This is a genomic window from Pseudomonas sp. BIOMIG1BAC, assembly GCF_001705995.2.
In the GTDB taxonomy this organism is placed as follows: Bacteria; Pseudomonadota; Gammaproteobacteria; order Pseudomonadales; family Pseudomonadaceae; genus Aquipseudomonas; species Aquipseudomonas sessilinigenes.
On the sequence record NZ_CP049045.1, the window covers coordinates 2,631,684 to 2,646,231 of the forward strand.

At 60.3% G+C, this 14,548-nt stretch carries 10 protein-coding genes; 9 read left to right on the forward strand and 1 reads right to left on the reverse strand.

Going from position 1 to position 14,548, the window contains the following annotated elements; all coding sequences use genetic code 11:
* The first annotated feature begins 49 nt into the window (after nt 1–49).
* Genes ATY02_RS12595 through ATY02_RS12610 form a run of 4 tightly spaced genes read left to right on the forward strand, consistent with a single transcriptional unit; the run spans nt 50 to nt 5,625 of the window.
* Nucleotides 50–1,948 (forward strand): sigma-54-dependent Fis family transcriptional regulator, encoded by a 1,899-nt coding sequence (locus tag ATY02_RS12595; protein ID WP_068580943.1) that lies wholly within the window; start codon nt 50–52, stop codon nt 1,946–1,948.
* Entirely contained in the window at nt 1,948–3,666 is a 1,719-nt protein-coding gene (locus ATY02_RS12600; protein WP_068580940.1) for an ABC transporter ATP-binding protein, read from the forward strand. The genes ATY02_RS12595 and ATY02_RS12600 overlap by 1 nt, the downstream gene beginning before the upstream one ends.
* On the forward strand, nt 3,656–4,333 hold the full coding sequence (locus tag ATY02_RS12605; protein WP_068580937.1) for a S8 family serine peptidase: 678 nt from the start codon (nt 3,656–3,658) through the stop codon (nt 4,331–4,333). The genes ATY02_RS12600 and ATY02_RS12605 overlap by 11 nt, the downstream gene beginning before the upstream one ends.
* Nucleotides 4,330–5,625, forward strand: a complete 1,296-nt coding sequence (locus ATY02_RS12610; protein ID WP_068580934.1) for a tryptophan 7-halogenase — start codon at nt 4,330–4,332, stop codon at nt 5,623–5,625. Before ATY02_RS12605 ends, ATY02_RS12610 begins: the two co-directional genes overlap by 4 nt.
* A 131-nt stretch (nt 5,626–5,756) precedes the next feature.
* Here the strand turns inward: ATY02_RS12610 and ATY02_RS12615 are convergent, their stop codons facing one another.
* Complete coding sequence (locus tag ATY02_RS12615) at nt 5,757–7,247, reverse strand: aldehyde dehydrogenase family protein (protein ID WP_068580931.1); 1,491 nt, start codon at nt 7,245–7,247, stop codon at nt 5,757–5,759.
* 476 nt (nt 7,248–7,723) lie between these two features.
* On the opposite strand from ATY02_RS12615, the gene peaA reads away from it, so the two are divergent.
* The 5 genes from peaA (at nt 7,724) to ATY02_RS12640 (ending at nt 14,053) form a co-directional block, all read left to right on the forward strand.
* A complete protein-coding gene (peaA, locus tag ATY02_RS12620) occupies nt 7,724–9,304 on the forward strand; it encodes a quinohemoprotein amine dehydrogenase subunit alpha (RefSeq protein ID WP_068580929.1) in 1,581 nt (526 codons plus the stop codon).
* A gap of 79 nt (nt 9,305–9,383) precedes the next feature.
* The gene (gene peaB, locus ATY02_RS12625) at nt 9,384–10,814 is read left to right on the forward strand and encodes a quinohemoprotein amine dehydrogenase maturation protein (RefSeq protein ID WP_068580926.1); all 1,431 of its coding nucleotides are present in this window, start codon (nt 9,384–9,386) and stop codon (nt 10,812–10,814) included.
* Nucleotide 10,815: 1 nt separating this feature from the next.
* On the forward strand, nt 10,816–11,139 hold the full coding sequence (gene qhpC / locus ATY02_RS12630) for a quinohemoprotein amine dehydrogenase subunit gamma (protein WP_007933151.1): 324 nt from the start codon (nt 10,816–10,818) through the stop codon (nt 11,137–11,139).
* Nucleotides 11,140–11,163: 24 nt separating this feature from the next.
* The gene (gene peaD / locus ATY02_RS12635; RefSeq protein ID WP_068580924.1) at nt 11,164–12,282 is read left to right on the forward strand and encodes a quinohemoprotein amine dehydrogenase subunit beta; all 1,119 of its coding nucleotides are present in this window, start codon (nt 11,164–11,166) and stop codon (nt 12,280–12,282) included.
* 82 nt (nt 12,283–12,364) lie between these two features.
* Nucleotides 12,365–14,053 (forward strand): AMP-binding protein, encoded by a 1,689-nt coding sequence (locus tag ATY02_RS12640; protein ID WP_068580921.1) that lies wholly within the window; start codon nt 12,365–12,367, stop codon nt 14,051–14,053.
* The last annotated feature ends 495 nt before the right edge of the window (nt 14,054–14,548 follow it).

Below are 14,548 nucleotides of genomic sequence, written 5' to 3' on the forward strand. Positions count from 1 at the left end.
AAGGCGCTGAACTCAAAAGGGCGCAGGGCGGACCGATCCGGAGCGCTTGATGATAAAAACAACTCATCCCAAACTTCATCGCGAAGCCCGGCTGGCCCGGGAAAAAATGCACCTCGAAGGTACCGTTCCCGATGGCGTGTTGCGGGCGGAAATCGATGCGTCGTGGCGGCGTAGTCTCAGCCATGGCGTGCATTTCAATGCCAAGCAAGAACTGGCGCTGGACTCGAACGCGAGCCTTGAAGTGCTACTGGAGAGCAATCGGTTTTTGATCGATGCGGCGATGCCGGCCATCGATTATCTGGCCGAGCGCCAGGGCAAGGAAGGGCTCATCATCCTCGCCAATTCCGAGGCCACCATCCTGGCAGCCGAAGGGCGCGCCGATCGTTTCAAAGGTAGCAACCTGCAAGACATCACGCTGGGCGCTTGCTGGAGCGAAGCGGCGCGCGGCACCAACGCGCTGGGCACCGCGCTGGTGGAAGCGCGGCCAACGATGATCGATTGCGGCGAACATTACCTAGACCGTCTGACCGATTTTTCCTGCACCTCGGTGCCGATTTATTGCCCGCAGGGTGACATCCTCGGCGTCCTTGACCTGACCCGCGAAGGTCCGCTCGGCCGCGTTCACGACAGCACGGCGTTGCTGACCATGGCCGTCAGCCAGATCGAAAGTCGCGTGTTCAACGCTTGTTACCCGGACCAGATTGTCCTCGCCTTCCACAGCCGTCGGCAATACCTCGAATCCCCTTGGCAGGGTTTGCTCGCGGTGAGTCTCGGTGGGCAGATCCTCGCGGTCAGCGCCCAGGCTTGTCAGTTGCTCCATGCCGAGCGTTCGGCGCTGGTTGGCCGACGCTGTGAAGAGTTCCTGGGTGTCGATGGCCTGCAACTGTTATCGCGCCTGCATCAGGGCGGCATCGGCAGTCTGCAAACCGCCAAGGGTGAATTTTTCTACAAAACCCTGCGCGCGCCGCAGCGCTCGATCACCGTCAGCGCTCCATCGCGCACCCCAATTAAAACCGCTAAACCGCAACCCGATCTCGAATCCCTGGCCGGCAACAATGCCCGTTACGCCCGGGCGCTGCGCATGGCCCGCCAAGGCCTGGCCAATGAATTGCCAGTGTTGCTGCTGGGCGAAACGGGCACCGGTAAGGAAGTCATTGCCCGAGCGCTCCATATGGCTGGAACCCGCTGCGACAAACCTTTCGTCGCGGTGAACTGCGCGGCCATCCCCGAAGGCCTGATCGAGTCGGAGCTGTTTGGCTATCGCGAAGGCGCCTTTACCGGTTCGCGCCGGGGCGGCATGGTCGGGCGCCTGCAACAGGCCCATGGCGGCACGTTGTTTCTCGATGAAATCGGCGACATGCCGCTGGCCTTGCAGGCCCGTTTACTCAGGGTACTGCAGGACCGCAAGGTCGCGCCGCTGGGCGCTGGAGAGGAGCAAGACATCGACATCGCGCTGATCTGCGCCACGCACCGCGACCTTAAGCGTCTGGTAGAAGACAAACACTTTCGCGAGGATCTGTTTTACCGGGTCAACGGCATCAGCGTAATGCTCCCGGCCCTGCGCGAGCGCGACGACTTCAATGGCCTGGTCGATCGTTTGCTGGCCAAACTCGATGCGCCGACAGTCGTCCTGCATGACGATTTGATCCGCTTGCTAGGCGGCTATCACTGGCCGGGCAACATCCGCCAATTGGAAATGGTTCTGCGCACCGCGTTGGCCATGCGTGAACCCGGGGACACCGTGCTCACCCTCGACCATCTGCCCGACAGTATGCTCGACGAACTGACCGCCGGCGAACGCCCTCAGAGGGGCAGTATTCGTGAACATGAACTGGAGCTGATTCGTCAGTCCCTGGACACGCACCAAGGTAACGTCTCGGCGGTCGCCGATGCCTTGGGTATCAGCCGCGCGACTCTGTATCGCAAGCTCAAACTGTTGCGTTCGTGATGCTGCGTTTGATCGTTCGGTTGGTCGACAGCCAGAACCCCGCGACCCTGCAAGCGGCGTTGCGCTGGCTCTACAGCTTCGTGCGCCCGCACCGGTTGGCGATTGCCGGGCTGCTTGGGCTGTCGGTCTGCGCCTCGTCGCTGGTATTGGTGCAACCCTGGCTAACCAAGCTGCTGATCGACGACGGCCTGTTGGCGCGCAATTTTGCGATGCTGGTGCTGATCGCCGGGTTGATGATTGTCGCCGTGTTGTTGGGGACGGCGCTGTCGGGCATCAATCGTTACCTGCACACGCGATTATCCGGACGGATTCTGTTTGCCCTGCGCGATGACCTTTATCGGCATTTGCAGATGCTCTCGCCGGGTTTCTTCGGCCAACGGCGAATCGGCGATTTGATGTCGCGTCTCGACGGCGATGTCGCGGAGATCCAGCGCTTTGCCGTGGACTCGCTGTTCTCGGCGGTGTCGAGCGTGATTGGCCTGGTGGTCGCCGTGGCGATGTTGATGACCCTGTCGTGGCAGCTTTCGCTGCTGGCCTTGGTGCTGATTCCACTCGACGTGCTTTGGCTACGCTGGATGCGGCGCAAGGTCGAGCGCGATGTGCGGCAGTTGCGCGAGCGTTCGGCGGACATGTCCTCGTTCATGGTCGAGACCTTGCCGGTGATGAAATTCATCCAGTCCGCCGGTCAGCAACAGCGCGAGGCGCGGCGACTGGAGACGTTGGGCCAAGGGTATATGAGTCAGCTCTTGCGCCTGCAAGTCACCGAGTTTTTCACTCAAGCGGTGCCCGGCACGCTGACGTCGTTATCGCGGGCCTGTGCGTTTTTGATTGGCGGTTACTGGGTGGTGCAGGGGACGTGGCAACTGGGCGCGCTGATCGCGTTTTCGACTTACCTGGGCATGGCGGTCGGCCCGGTTCAGAGCTTGCTCGGGCTCTATGTCGCGATTCAGCGGATGACCGTGAGCCTGGGGCGGGTCATGGAACTGCGCGGCCAAGAGCCGACCGTACTTACCCCGGTTACGCCGCAGCCGATGCCGGATTCTGGCGAACTGCGTTTCGACAGCGTGCACTTCAGCCATCCCGGTCGGCCGACCACCTTGCGTGGCGTTGACGCGCGAATTCCTTACGGTTTGAAAGTCGCCCTGAGCGGCGGCTCCGGTGTCGGTAAATCGACCCTGATCGATCTACTGCAACGGCATCACGATCCGCAGTCCGGTCGGGTCTTGCTGGGGGAGGTCGATCTGCGCGAGCTGGACCTGTTCCAGTTGCGTCGGCGGATTGCCGTGGTCAGTCAGGACATCGTGCTGTTTCGCGGCAGCCTCGCCGACAACCTGGCCTACGCGGTGCCGGACGCCAGTCGCGAAGCGATTAACGAAGTGGCGCGGCTGGCGCAGCTCGACAGCCTCATCGAATCACTGCCCGAAGGCCTCGACAGCCCTTTGGGCGAGCGTGGCCAGCAGTTATCCGGCGGACAGAAACAGCGCATCGCCATCGCCCGGGCGCTGTTGCAGGATCCGTTGATCCTGGTGCTGGACGAAGCGACTTCGGCGGTCGACGAAGCCACCGAGCGCGAAGTGATCGCGGCCATCGACCGGTTGTTCGCCGGGCGCACGCGGATCCTAATCAGCCATCGCCCCTCGACCCTGGCCGATGCCGATTTGTGCTTTGAATTGCTGGATGGCGTGCTCACGTCAGGAACGGTGCAGCATGAGGCCTGAGCTGCGGGTTGGGGTGGTGGACAGTGGTCATTGCGCAGCGCAACGAGTGCGGGTGATTGCCGGTCGGCGGTTCTCGCTACAGGAGGATGGCCTGGCCGAAAGCGATCTACGCGACGATCCGCTGGGCCATGGTAGCGCGGTGATCGAGGCCATCAGCCGGCGTGCACCGGCGGCGGTTTTTTGCGTCGCCCAGGTGTTCGACCAGCGTGGCGTCACCAGCGCCTTGCAGATCGCTACCGCCATCGATTGGCTGGTGGCGCAGGACGTGCGGTTGATCAATCTGAGCCTCGGTTTGCGGCAGGATCGAAGCTTGTTGCGTGAAGCCTGCGCAGCAGCGGTGGCGCAGGGCATTCTATTGTGTGCGTCAAGCCCGGCTCAGGGTTTAGGGGTGTTCCCGGCGGATTATCCGCAGGTGCTGCGGGTCACCGGCGACGCTCGTTGCACCGCGCAGCAATGGTCGTGGCTCGACAGCGCCCAGGCAGATTTTGCCGCGTGTGTTTACGGTACCTACCCGGGGCAGTCGGGCGCGAGTCTCGGCTGTGCGGCATTGAGCGGGCATATTGTGGGTTTTCTCGTTGAAAATCCCGAGGCGAGCAACGAACAGATTGTCGAGTGGCTGCAAAAGAACGCCCATTATCACGGCCCTGAACGGCGCGTCGGCCCATGAAGCCGATTGTGATTCTTGGCGCGGGGCCTGCGGGGGCGGCGGTGGCCCTGGGGTTGCGACGGCTTGGATACCCCGTCACGCTGGTCAGTGAGTGGCGGCGCTTTGCGGCGCTCGAAGGGGTGTCCATGCGGGTGCTGGAGGCACTGCGCGGTGCGGGCCTGCATCAAGCATTGACGGATGCGGCGCAGCCTTCCCAGCGGCAGGTGTCCTGGAACGGTCAGCAGCATGCTCAGAACATCGAATTTTTGCTGGATCGCCCGAGCTTCGATCGCGGCTTGCGTGAGGACTTGCGCTTGGCCGGCGTTGAGTTGATCGAGGGCCGAGTGCTGACGGTGCAGTTACACGCTTCGGGACATCGAATCGAACTGCAAGGGCGTGATGCGCTGCTCGCGGATTTCCTGGTGGAGGCCCGCGGACGCCAGGCACCGGTCCTTGGCAAAGGCTTGCGTGGGCCGGAGACGGTCAGTTTGCTCAATCGCTGGCAAGGTGCGCCGGGTACCACCGCCAGTGCTGTGGAAAGCCTTGCGGACGGCTGGGCCTGGATGGCGCGTCGGGCCGACGGCCAGTGCTATTGGCAATGGACAGTGGATGTGGCCAGTGCCGAGTTGCCGGGCAAGGCGCTGTTGCTCGATTACTGCCGCCAGCGGTTCCAGCAGTCGGCATTGACCCAGGCGTTTTTCGGGGGCGAACCGCAAACCGATCTGCACCTGCATGCCCGAAGCAGCACTGCGATTTTGTGTCCGCAGGTCTGTGGCGACCATTGGATTCGTGTGGGCGACGCCGCCATGGCGGTGGATCCGCTGTCGGGGAATGGCATCTTTCAGTCATTGTCTTCGGCGTTGCAGGCGCCAACGGTGATCAACACGCTGTTGCGCAAACCTGAACGGAGGTTGCTGGCACAGCGTTTTCATCAGCAGCGGGTAGAGCAGTTGTTTTTGCGCTTCGCGCGCATTGGCCGGGACTTTTATGCCGATGAGCAGCGTTGGTCGAACCAGCCGTTCTGGCAGGCGCGGCGGCAGTGGCCGGATGCTGAGGTTGCCCACGCCGCGGTGGAATTCTCCACGCTGAGGATTGAACTGGCGCCGGTACTGCGCGATGGATTTGTGGATGAGGCCGAGGTGGTGATCACGGCGGATCAGCCGCTGGGGATCTGGCACGTGCACGGGGTCGAGTTGGCACCGTTGGTGCGACGGTTGCACACCGAGCCGGTCGCACAAGTGTTGGCTGGGTTGACGGCGGAGCAGGGGAAGGTGGTTCGCAGCTGGCTGCTGGGACAAGGGTTCAAGCCCTGACATTCGAGGTGCAGATCGTTCCCACGCTCCGCGTGGGAACGCCGCCAGGGACGCTCCGTGTTCCGTTTGTGGATGTGACGCAGAGCGTCAGGGATGCATTCCGACGCGGAGCGTGGGAATGCATCCCTGGGTCAGAGCTTGATCAACACCGATTTCAACTCGGTGTAATGCTCGATCGCCGCATACCCCATCTCACGCCCGACCCCCGACATTTTGTAACCGCCAAACGGCAACGCCGGGTCCAGGGCACTGTGGCAGTTGACCCACACCGAACCCGACTTGATCCGCGGAATCATCCGGTGCACCGCAGCCAAATCATTCGACCAGATACTCGCCCCAAGGCCATAAGGGCTGTCATTGGCCATACGCAATGCATCGGCCTCGTCGTCGAACGGAATCGCCACCAACACTGGGCCAAAGATTTCCTCTTGTACCAATGCATGCCGCTGGTCGACGTCGACAATCACCGTAGGCTTGACGAAGAACCCCGGCCCGAATTGCTCACCGCCACAGGCGATGGTCGCGCCACTTTCCCGGCCTTTTTCGATGTAGCCATAAACCCGTTCCTGTTGACGGGCGGAGATCAACGGTCCCATTTCGACACTAGGGTCCAGGCCGTTGCCGAGCTTCATCGCGATGGCGATGTCGGCGATGTCTGCCACCACATTGTCGAAATGCTTGCGCTGCACATACAGCCGGGACCCGGCGCAGCAGACCTGGCCCTGGTTGAAGAAGATCGCACTGGCGGCACCCGCGGCAGCGGTCTTCAGGTCGGCATCAGCCATGACGATGGTCGGCGATTTGCCACCCAGCTCCAAGGTGACCCGGGTCATGGATTCCATGGCGATCTTGCCGATCTGCTTGCCCACGGCGGTGGAGCCGGTGAAGGTCAGCTTGTCCACCAACGGGTTATGAGTCAGGGCGGATCCCGCTGTGATGCCGGTGCCGGTGACCACGTTGAACACGCCTTCGGGGTAACCGGCTTCCAGCACCAGTTCGGCGAGCTTCAGCGCGGTCAGCGGCGTTTCGTCGGCGGGTTTGAGCACCACGGTGCAACCGGTGGCCAGGGCAGGGCCGAGTTTCCAGCAAGCCAGCAACAGCGGAAAGTTCCAGGCGACGATGGCCCCGACCACGCCCACCGCTTCGCGGCGAATGAAACTGTGGAATTGATCGTTGGGCATCAGCGGCAGCGACACGTCAACACTGGAGCCTTCGATCTTGGTTGCCCAACCGGCCATATAGCGCAGGAAGTCGATGGACAGTTGCACGTCCATCACTTGAGCCACCGCCGCGCTCTTGCCGTTGTTCAGGCATTCGAGTTGCGCCAGCAGTTCGGCGTCGCGCTGCATCAGATCGGCGAGTTTCCACAACAGGTTCTGCCGCTCCCTAGGGCGGGTGCGCGTCCAGGCGGAATCGTCGAAAGCCTGACGGGCGGCGAGTACTGCGCGGTCGACATCGTCGGGGGTGGACCTTGGCACCAAGCACAGCACTTCGCCGGTGGCCGGATTGTGCAGAGGCATGGTCTGGCCGTCGGCGGCCTCGACCCAGTCGCCGCCGATGAGCATGCGTGGGGCGCGTTGGACGAAGGCCGAGGTGGCGGGGAGCAGATAAGGCAGCGGCATGATGAGACCTCTTGTTGTGCTGAGAAACGTGGACTTCTCCAAGTTGGCAATGGCTGTGCCAAGTACCAGGAACGGGTGGATGGGCCTTTGTTGGCGGGGGTTCTAGCGATGAAAGGGGACGGTCGGCACCCAGGTTTTGTCGCAAATCGCGACAACGTATGAGACGACGAGCGGATCCCGTTGTACGCAAACGTCATCGCTGGACGAGAAGTGTTTCAGCCGAGGACATCTATGCTGTCTCAGAGTGCAACAGCTGTCGCGATATTAGACGCAGGCGGTCTTGTTCTGACGCGTTAGAAAGCCAAAATAACCACGTAACTAATTGATTAATAATATAGTCGTTAAGCTGGCACGCTCCGTGTATTGCTCATCGCAGACGTTTCTCTTGCCTCCGTCAGCGGGTTGTCGCCGACGGTAGAAACCATAAAAACGATAAGCCACAAAAATAAGAAAGCACCGTGCGAGGTTCGACGTTGATGAAGAGAAAACTCCGATCAGGCCTGAGCGTCAGTCTGCTGGCCGTGGCGGCCTGTGTGGCGCTGCATTCGCCTTACAGCCTGGCAGCTCGCGACGCCCAGACCATCCTCAAGGAAACCTGTCAGGGCTGCCACACCCCCGAAGCCGATAACGCCCTGAGCCGTATCAGCCACCAGCGCAAGACGCCGGAAGGCTGGCTGATGAGCATTGCCCGGATGCAGGTCATGCACGGGTTGCAGATCAGCGATGACGATCGTCGAATCCTGGTCAAATACCTGGCCGACACTCAGGGCCTGGCGCCGAGCGAGACGGACGGTGTGCGTTATGCGCTGGAACGACGGCTCAATACTGTCGAGAAATTCGACGACCAGACCAGCCAGATGTGCGGCCGTTGCCACTCCGGTGCGCGGGTTGCCCTGCAGCGTCGACCTGCCCAGGAATGGGAGCGCCTGGTGAACTTCCACCTCGGCCAGTGGCCGTCCCTCGAATACCAGGCCCTGTCCCGTGACCGCGATTGGTTCGATCTGGCCCGCAAAGAAATGGTGCCGTTGCTCGCCAAGCGTTATCCGCTGGACAACCCGGCCTGGAAAGCATGGCTGGGCAGCGCGCCGAAAGCCGAGGCGCTGGTCGGCGATTGGAGCTTCAGCGGGCACCTGCCGGGTAAAGGCGAACTGGCTGGCGTCATGAGCGTGACAGCCGATGGCAGCGATACGTTCAAGGTCAGCGTCAAAGGCCAATACGCCGATGGCAGTCCGTTTGAGGGTGACGGTAGCGCGATTCTCTACAGCGGTTACGAATGGCGCGGCAACGTGACCATCGACGGCTTGGTCATGCGCCAGGTATTCGCCGCCCAAGGCAACGCCATGCAGGGCCGGATGTTCGAGGCCGAGCACGACGAGCGGGGTTTGGACTTCGTCGCAGCCAAACAGGGTTCCAATCGTTTGCTGGCGGTGCAGCCGGGTTATCTGAAGGCGGGCAGCGAAACCGAAGTCACCTTGGTCGGCAGCGGTCTCACTGGCAAACCTGACTTTGGCAAAGGCGTGGAAGTGGTCCAAGTGCTGGAGCAAACGCCCGAGCGCCTACGGGTCAAACTCAAGGCGGCTGCCAATGCGCAACCGGGCCTGCGCAACGTCACGGTCGGCACGCTGAAAGGCCCGACGCTGTCGGTCTACAGCAAGATCGCTGAAGTCAAAGTCGTCCCCGAATTTTCGGTGGCGCGGATCGGCGAGGGCGGTGGTTCCACGCCGAAAGTCCAGGGCCGTTTCGATGCCGAGGCGTGGGGCAAAGGGGCTGACGGCAAGCCCTATCGCATCGGCGTATTCCCGGCGCAGTGGAAGGTCGAGGCTTTCGACGACCGCGCCAAAGAGGATGAAGACGTCAAGTTTGCCGGCACCATGCAGGCCGATACCGGCGTATTCACCCCAGGCGATGCAGGGCCGAACCCGCAACGCAAAATGTCCACCAACAATGCCGGCAACCTCAAGGTGATCGCCGCCGTCGATGATGCGGGGAGATCCCTGACCGGCGAAGGGCACATGATCGTCACCGTGCAACGCTGGAACAATCCACCCATTCCATAAGTTGGCTGTTTTTAACGGTTCCAGACACTTTTCGGAATGACCGCAAGCCCTGAGTAAGGGCTTGCACAGGAGGTTTGCAATGGGCGCTATCTTGAATCTGGTCGAGCGCAATCTGCACGAAGTGCATGTCGACGCCGACCGCATGCTGTTCCATATCCCCAGCAGTTCGCTGTTCGCCAGCGATGAGCTGACCGGCACCATCATCGATACCTTGCGCGGTCCCGGTTGTTCGTCGGACGACCTGATCCAGCGCTTGGCCGAACGCTTCAACGGCGAAGAAATCACCGAGACCCTGCGTGAGCTGATCTCCCTGGAGTTGGTCAGCGACGGCTCGCCGCTGACACCTGACATCGCTGCCAAACGCGTCGAGCGCACCGCGATCAATACCGTGGTGCTCAACGTCAACACGGGCTGCAATCTGAGCTGCACCTACTGCTACAAAGAGGACTTGGACAAGCCCTCGGCCGGCAAGAAAATGGACATCGAAACAGCGGTCGCTTCGGTAGAAATGCTATTGCGCGAATCCCCGGACGAAGAGCGTTTCACCGTGGTGTTCTTCGGGGGCGAGCCGCTGAGCAATCGCAAGCTGATCGAGTACATGGTCGACTATTGCGAAAAGCGTTTTGCCGAGGCGGGCAAGTTCGTCGAATTTGTCATGACCACCAACGCCACGCTGCTCACCGAAGACACCGTGGACTACCTCAACGCCCATCGCTTCGGCCTCTCCGTGAGCATTGACGGGCCGAAAACCGTGCACGACCGCAACCGCATCACCGTGGGCGGGCAGGGCACGTATGACGTGGTGCGGCGCAAGGCCGAGATGCTGCTGTCGCGCTACAACAGCCGCCCGGTTGGTGCGCGGGTAACCCTGACCACGGGCGTCACCGACGTTGAAACGATCTGGGACCACCTGTTCAACGAACTGGGCTTTGCCGAAGTGGGTTTTGCTCCGGTGACGTCTGGCGATATCAGCAGCTTCAACCTGTCCAGCGACGAGCTGATCGAAGTCTTCGCCAACATGAAGAAGCTCGGTCGGCGTTATCTGGAGGCGGCGCTCGAACACCGCAACATTGGTTTTTCCAACCTGCACCAGTTGATCACCGACATTCATGAAGGCCACAAAAAGGCCCTGCCTTGCGGCGCGGGCCTGAAGATGCTGGCGGTGGACCACAAGGGCGAATTGAACCTCTGTCACCGCTTTACCGGCTCGAGCCTGCCGACGTTCGGCAACGTCCACAGCGGGGTGAAACAGGTCGAGTTGAACGACTTCCTGTCCCAGCGCCTGGACCGCACCAACACCGGTTGCGAAGACTGCCAGATCCGCAATCTCTGCTCCGGCGGCTGCTACCACGAGAGCTACGCCCGATACGGCGACCCGACTCATCCGACCTATCACTACTGCGAACTGATGCGTGACTGGGTCGACTTCGGCATCGAGGTCTACACCCGGATCATGGCTCACAACCCTGCGTTTATCAGCAGCTACATCACTCCGCGCAAGGCTCACTGATATGAAACATCTCAAGGCAATCAACAACAAAGCCCAGAAACTCGATCAGGCCGCGGCCGAAAACCGTATCGAAGAAGTGGTGGCGATGAGTTCCGTCGCCGGCTGCGCCTCGACGACCGACCCGGGTTGGGAAATCGATGCGTTTGGCGGTGTGTCTTCGCTGTGCCAGCCGATGGAAGCGGACCTGTATGGCTGCTCCGACCCCTGCTGGTGGCCGGCCCAGGTGCCGGACATGATGAGCACCTATCCGGACTGGAACAAGGATGCCCAGGCGTCCAACGAAAACTGGCGCAACCTTGGCACTGTCTTTCCAAAAGACAAGTGATCGGTCATGAAGAAGGATTCCAGCATGCAATGCATCAAAGCCTGCGGCTTGGCCGCGTTCGGTGTCCTGAGCGCTCTATCGCTCAATGTTCTGGCCGATGAAAACACTGCGCTGCAAAGCGGTCACGAGTACATGGTGACCACCAATTATCCGAACAACCTGCACGTGATCGACCTGGCAACCGACAGCCTGTTCAAGACCTGCAAAATGCCGGGCGCCTTCGGGCCCGGCACCGTGCAGCTGTCGCCGGATCGCAAGACCGCCTACGTGCTGAACAACCATTACGCGGATGTCTACGGCGTTGAGCTCGACAACTGCAAACAGGTCTTCCACGCCAGCATTACCCAGAAACCTGGGGAAAAAGCGAAGTCGATGTTTGCCTTTACCCTGAGCCATGACGGCAAGGAATTGTTTGCCATCGCCAACCCGACGTTGATGCTCAACGATCGTTACGAAGTGCAGCAACCCCGGCTCGATGTGTACGCCACCGATGCCGGTATGGACGCCAAACCCGTGCGCAGTTTTCCGGCGCCGCGGCAGCTGACCATCATGCAAAGCGGTGACGATGGCACGTTGTATGTGGCGGGAGCGGATGTTTACAAGGTCAACGTGAACACCGGCAAGTTCGACGTGCTGATCCCCAGTCGTCATTGGAAACGTGCCAATTACAGCGCACCGGATGTGCTCTATGTGTGGAACCAGCAGACCTACCGTCATGATTTTTCGCTGCTCTACACCGCTGCGAAATTCAAGGATAAGAAGCAGGACCCGGCCACCGCCGAGTACCTCTATGGGCTGTTCAGCATTGACCTGAAAACCGGCAAGACCGAAACCACCGACTTCGGCCCCCTGACGGAAATCTATTTCAGTGGCATGCGTTCGCCCAAGGACCCGAACCTGATGTTCGGCGTGCTCAACCGGCTGGCCAAGTACGACATCAAGCAGAAAAAAATGCTTCAGGCCGCCACGCTGGATCATTCCTACTACTGCATTTCGTTCAACAAGGCCGGCAGCAAGATTTACCTGGCAGGTACTTTCAACGACGTAGCGGTGTTCGATGCCGACAGTTTGAAGCAGGTCGGCAACATCAAATTGCCCGGCGGGGACATGGCGATTACCACGGCGCAAATATTTACTCGTTAAAAACAAAGAGGGACAGCCATTCAACAAGGGCCCTGCGGTGTAAACCCCCGGCCCACACCTGGATCGTACAGAGAGAGTCGATATGAGTGTTCCCAGTTACACCAGTGGACTGCAAACCACACCCTTGTTGGCGATGACCATTGGCGCGGCGTTCGACCGAGCGGTGGAACGGTTCACCGATCGCGAAGCTTTGGTCGTACGGCATCAAGGGCTGCGCTACACTTGGGCACAGTTGGCCGAGGAGGTGGATGGTTGCGCCCGAGGGTTGCTCGCGCTGGGCCTCAAGGCCGGTGAACGGGTAGGCATCTGGTCGCCGAACTGCGCGCAATGGTGCATCACCCAGTTCGCATCCGCCAAGGTGGGGGCGGTGTTGGTGAACATCAACCCGGCCTACCGTCTGACCGAGCTTGAGTACACGCTCAAGCAATCGGGGTGTCGTTGGCTGATTTGTGCCGAGTCGTTCAAGACTTCCAACTATCACGCGATGCTTCACGATCTGCTGCCCGAACTCCACCGCTGCGCTATCGGCGCACTTGAAAGCGGCAGGTTGCCTGAGTTGCGGGGCGTGATCAGCCTTGGCGACACGCCGGCTGACGGTATGTTGTCATGGGAGGGCCTGTTGGACCTGGCGGAAAGAGTGGCTCCGCAACAACTGCGGCAATGCGGTGAGCAACTGCAGTTCGACGACCCCGTCAACATCCAGTACACCTCGGGCACCACTGGATTTCCCAAAGGCGCCACCCTCAGTCACTACAACATCTTGAATAACGGTTTTATGGTCGGTGAAAGCCTGAAGCTCAGCGAGCGCGACAGGTTAGTGATACCTGTGCCGCTGTATCACTGCTTCGGCATGGTCATGGGCAATCTGGGTTGTGTCACCCACGGAACGACAATGATCTACCCCAGTGCAGCCTTCGATCCCCTGGAGACCTTGCGGGCCGCTGCACAGGAGAAAGCGACCGGCATGTATGGCGTGCCGACGATGTTCATTGCGATGCTAGACCACCCGGAGCGGCAGTCATTGGACTTGAGCCATCTACGAACGGGCATCATGGCCGGCTCCACCTGCCCGATCGAAGTCATGAGGCGGGTGATCGACGACCTGCACCTCAAGGAGATACAGATCGCTTACGGAATGACCGAAACCAGTCCGGTCTCCGCACAGACCGGCCCGGACGACGATATTGAGCACCGAGTCAGCAGTGTCGGCCGCACTCAGCCACATTTGGAAAGCAAGGTCGTCGATGAGCAAAACCGGATCGTTCCTCGCGGTCAGATCGGCGAACTGTGTACCCGAGGCTACAGCGTGATGCTCGGCTACTGGAACAACCCGCAAGCAACTGCGGAGGCCATCGACAACGCACGCTGGATGCACACCGGCGACTTGGCAATCATGGATGAGAAGGGTTACCTGAAGATCATCGGGCGCAATAAGGACATGATCATTCGGGGCGGCGAGAATGTTTATCCGCGCGAAATCGAAGAGTTCTTCTTTACTCATCCTTCGGTGGCAGACGTGCAGGTCATCGGTGTGCCGGACAAAGTCTACGGAGAAGAGATTGTAGCTTGGCTCAGGTTGCATGAGGGGCACCAGGTAAGCGCCGACGAGTTGCGCGAGTACTGCAAAGGCCGGATCGCTCACTTCAAGACGCCGCGCCATTTCAAGTTCGTTGACGATTTTCCGATGACCGTCAGCGGCAAGGTGCAGAAATTCCGCATGCGTGAAGTAAGCATAGAGGAACTGGGAGCTCCAAGAGGGGATTTTTTATAGTAGCCGGCTTTTCGCCGCAAGCCGCTTTGACCGCCGGGACCCGGTTAAAAGCTAAGGAAACTCTGAAAAAGACTTTCTGGTGTGTTCGAAAAAAGTACGGCGCCAGACGGCGCAGTACCGACTTCCAGCTCGAGCAATCGCTGGGGCCGGAAGATCTTTGGTTGGTTTGCTGCCACTCTCATACGGGTCATCACACAGCTGTGTTTTGACACAGCTAGGGATGCTAAATTACTCGCCATGAATTTATTCCGAACCCACTGCTCGCCCATCGCCTGGATACTGTACGCAGTTATCTTGTTCAATGGTCTTGCGTGCAGTATCGGTCACGGTCAGATGATGGCCGCTTTTACCGGTAACGCTGTGGCCTCAGGTTCCCACGACGGCCTTGGGATGTCGGACATGCATCGAGGCCATCATGCAGGTGATCACGAGATGCACATGCCCATGGACGGATCTTCAAAAAAAATGGGCGCGTCAGGAAGCATGAAGGCGCAG

Excerpts from the sequence above, each read along its gene's own strand:
- peaD (WP_068580924.1), top strand. The coding sequence starts at position 11,164 with ATGCAATGCATCAAAGCCTGCGGCTTGGCCGCGTTCGGTGTCCTGAGC.
- ATY02_RS12640 (WP_068580921.1), top strand. The coding sequence starts at position 12,365 with ATGAGTGTTCCCAGTTACACCAGTGGACTGCAAACCACACCCTTGTTG.
- ATY02_RS12610 (WP_068580934.1), top strand. The coding sequence starts at position 4,330 with ATGAAGCCGATTGTGATTCTTGGCGCGGGGCCTGCGGGGGCGGCGGTG.
- peaA (WP_068580929.1), top strand. The coding sequence starts at position 7,724 with ATGAAGAGAAAACTCCGATCAGGCCTGAGCGTCAGTCTGCTGGCCGTG.
- qhpC (WP_007933151.1), top strand. The coding sequence starts at position 10,816 with ATGAAACATCTCAAGGCAATCAACAACAAAGCCCAGAAACTCGATCAG.
- ATY02_RS12595 (WP_068580943.1), top strand. The coding sequence starts at position 50 with ATGATAAAAACAACTCATCCCAAACTTCATCGCGAAGCCCGGCTGGCC.
- ATY02_RS12615 (WP_068580931.1), bottom strand. The coding sequence starts at position 7,247 with ATGCCGCTGCCTTATCTGCTCCCCGCCACCTCGGCCTTCGTCCAACGC.
- ATY02_RS12605 (WP_068580937.1), top strand. The coding sequence starts at position 3,656 with ATGAGGCCTGAGCTGCGGGTTGGGGTGGTGGACAGTGGTCATTGCGCA.
- peaB (WP_068580926.1), top strand. The coding sequence starts at position 9,384 with ATGGGCGCTATCTTGAATCTGGTCGAGCGCAATCTGCACGAAGTGCAT.
- ATY02_RS12600 (WP_068580940.1), top strand. The coding sequence starts at position 1,948 with ATGCTGCGTTTGATCGTTCGGTTGGTCGACAGCCAGAACCCCGCGACC.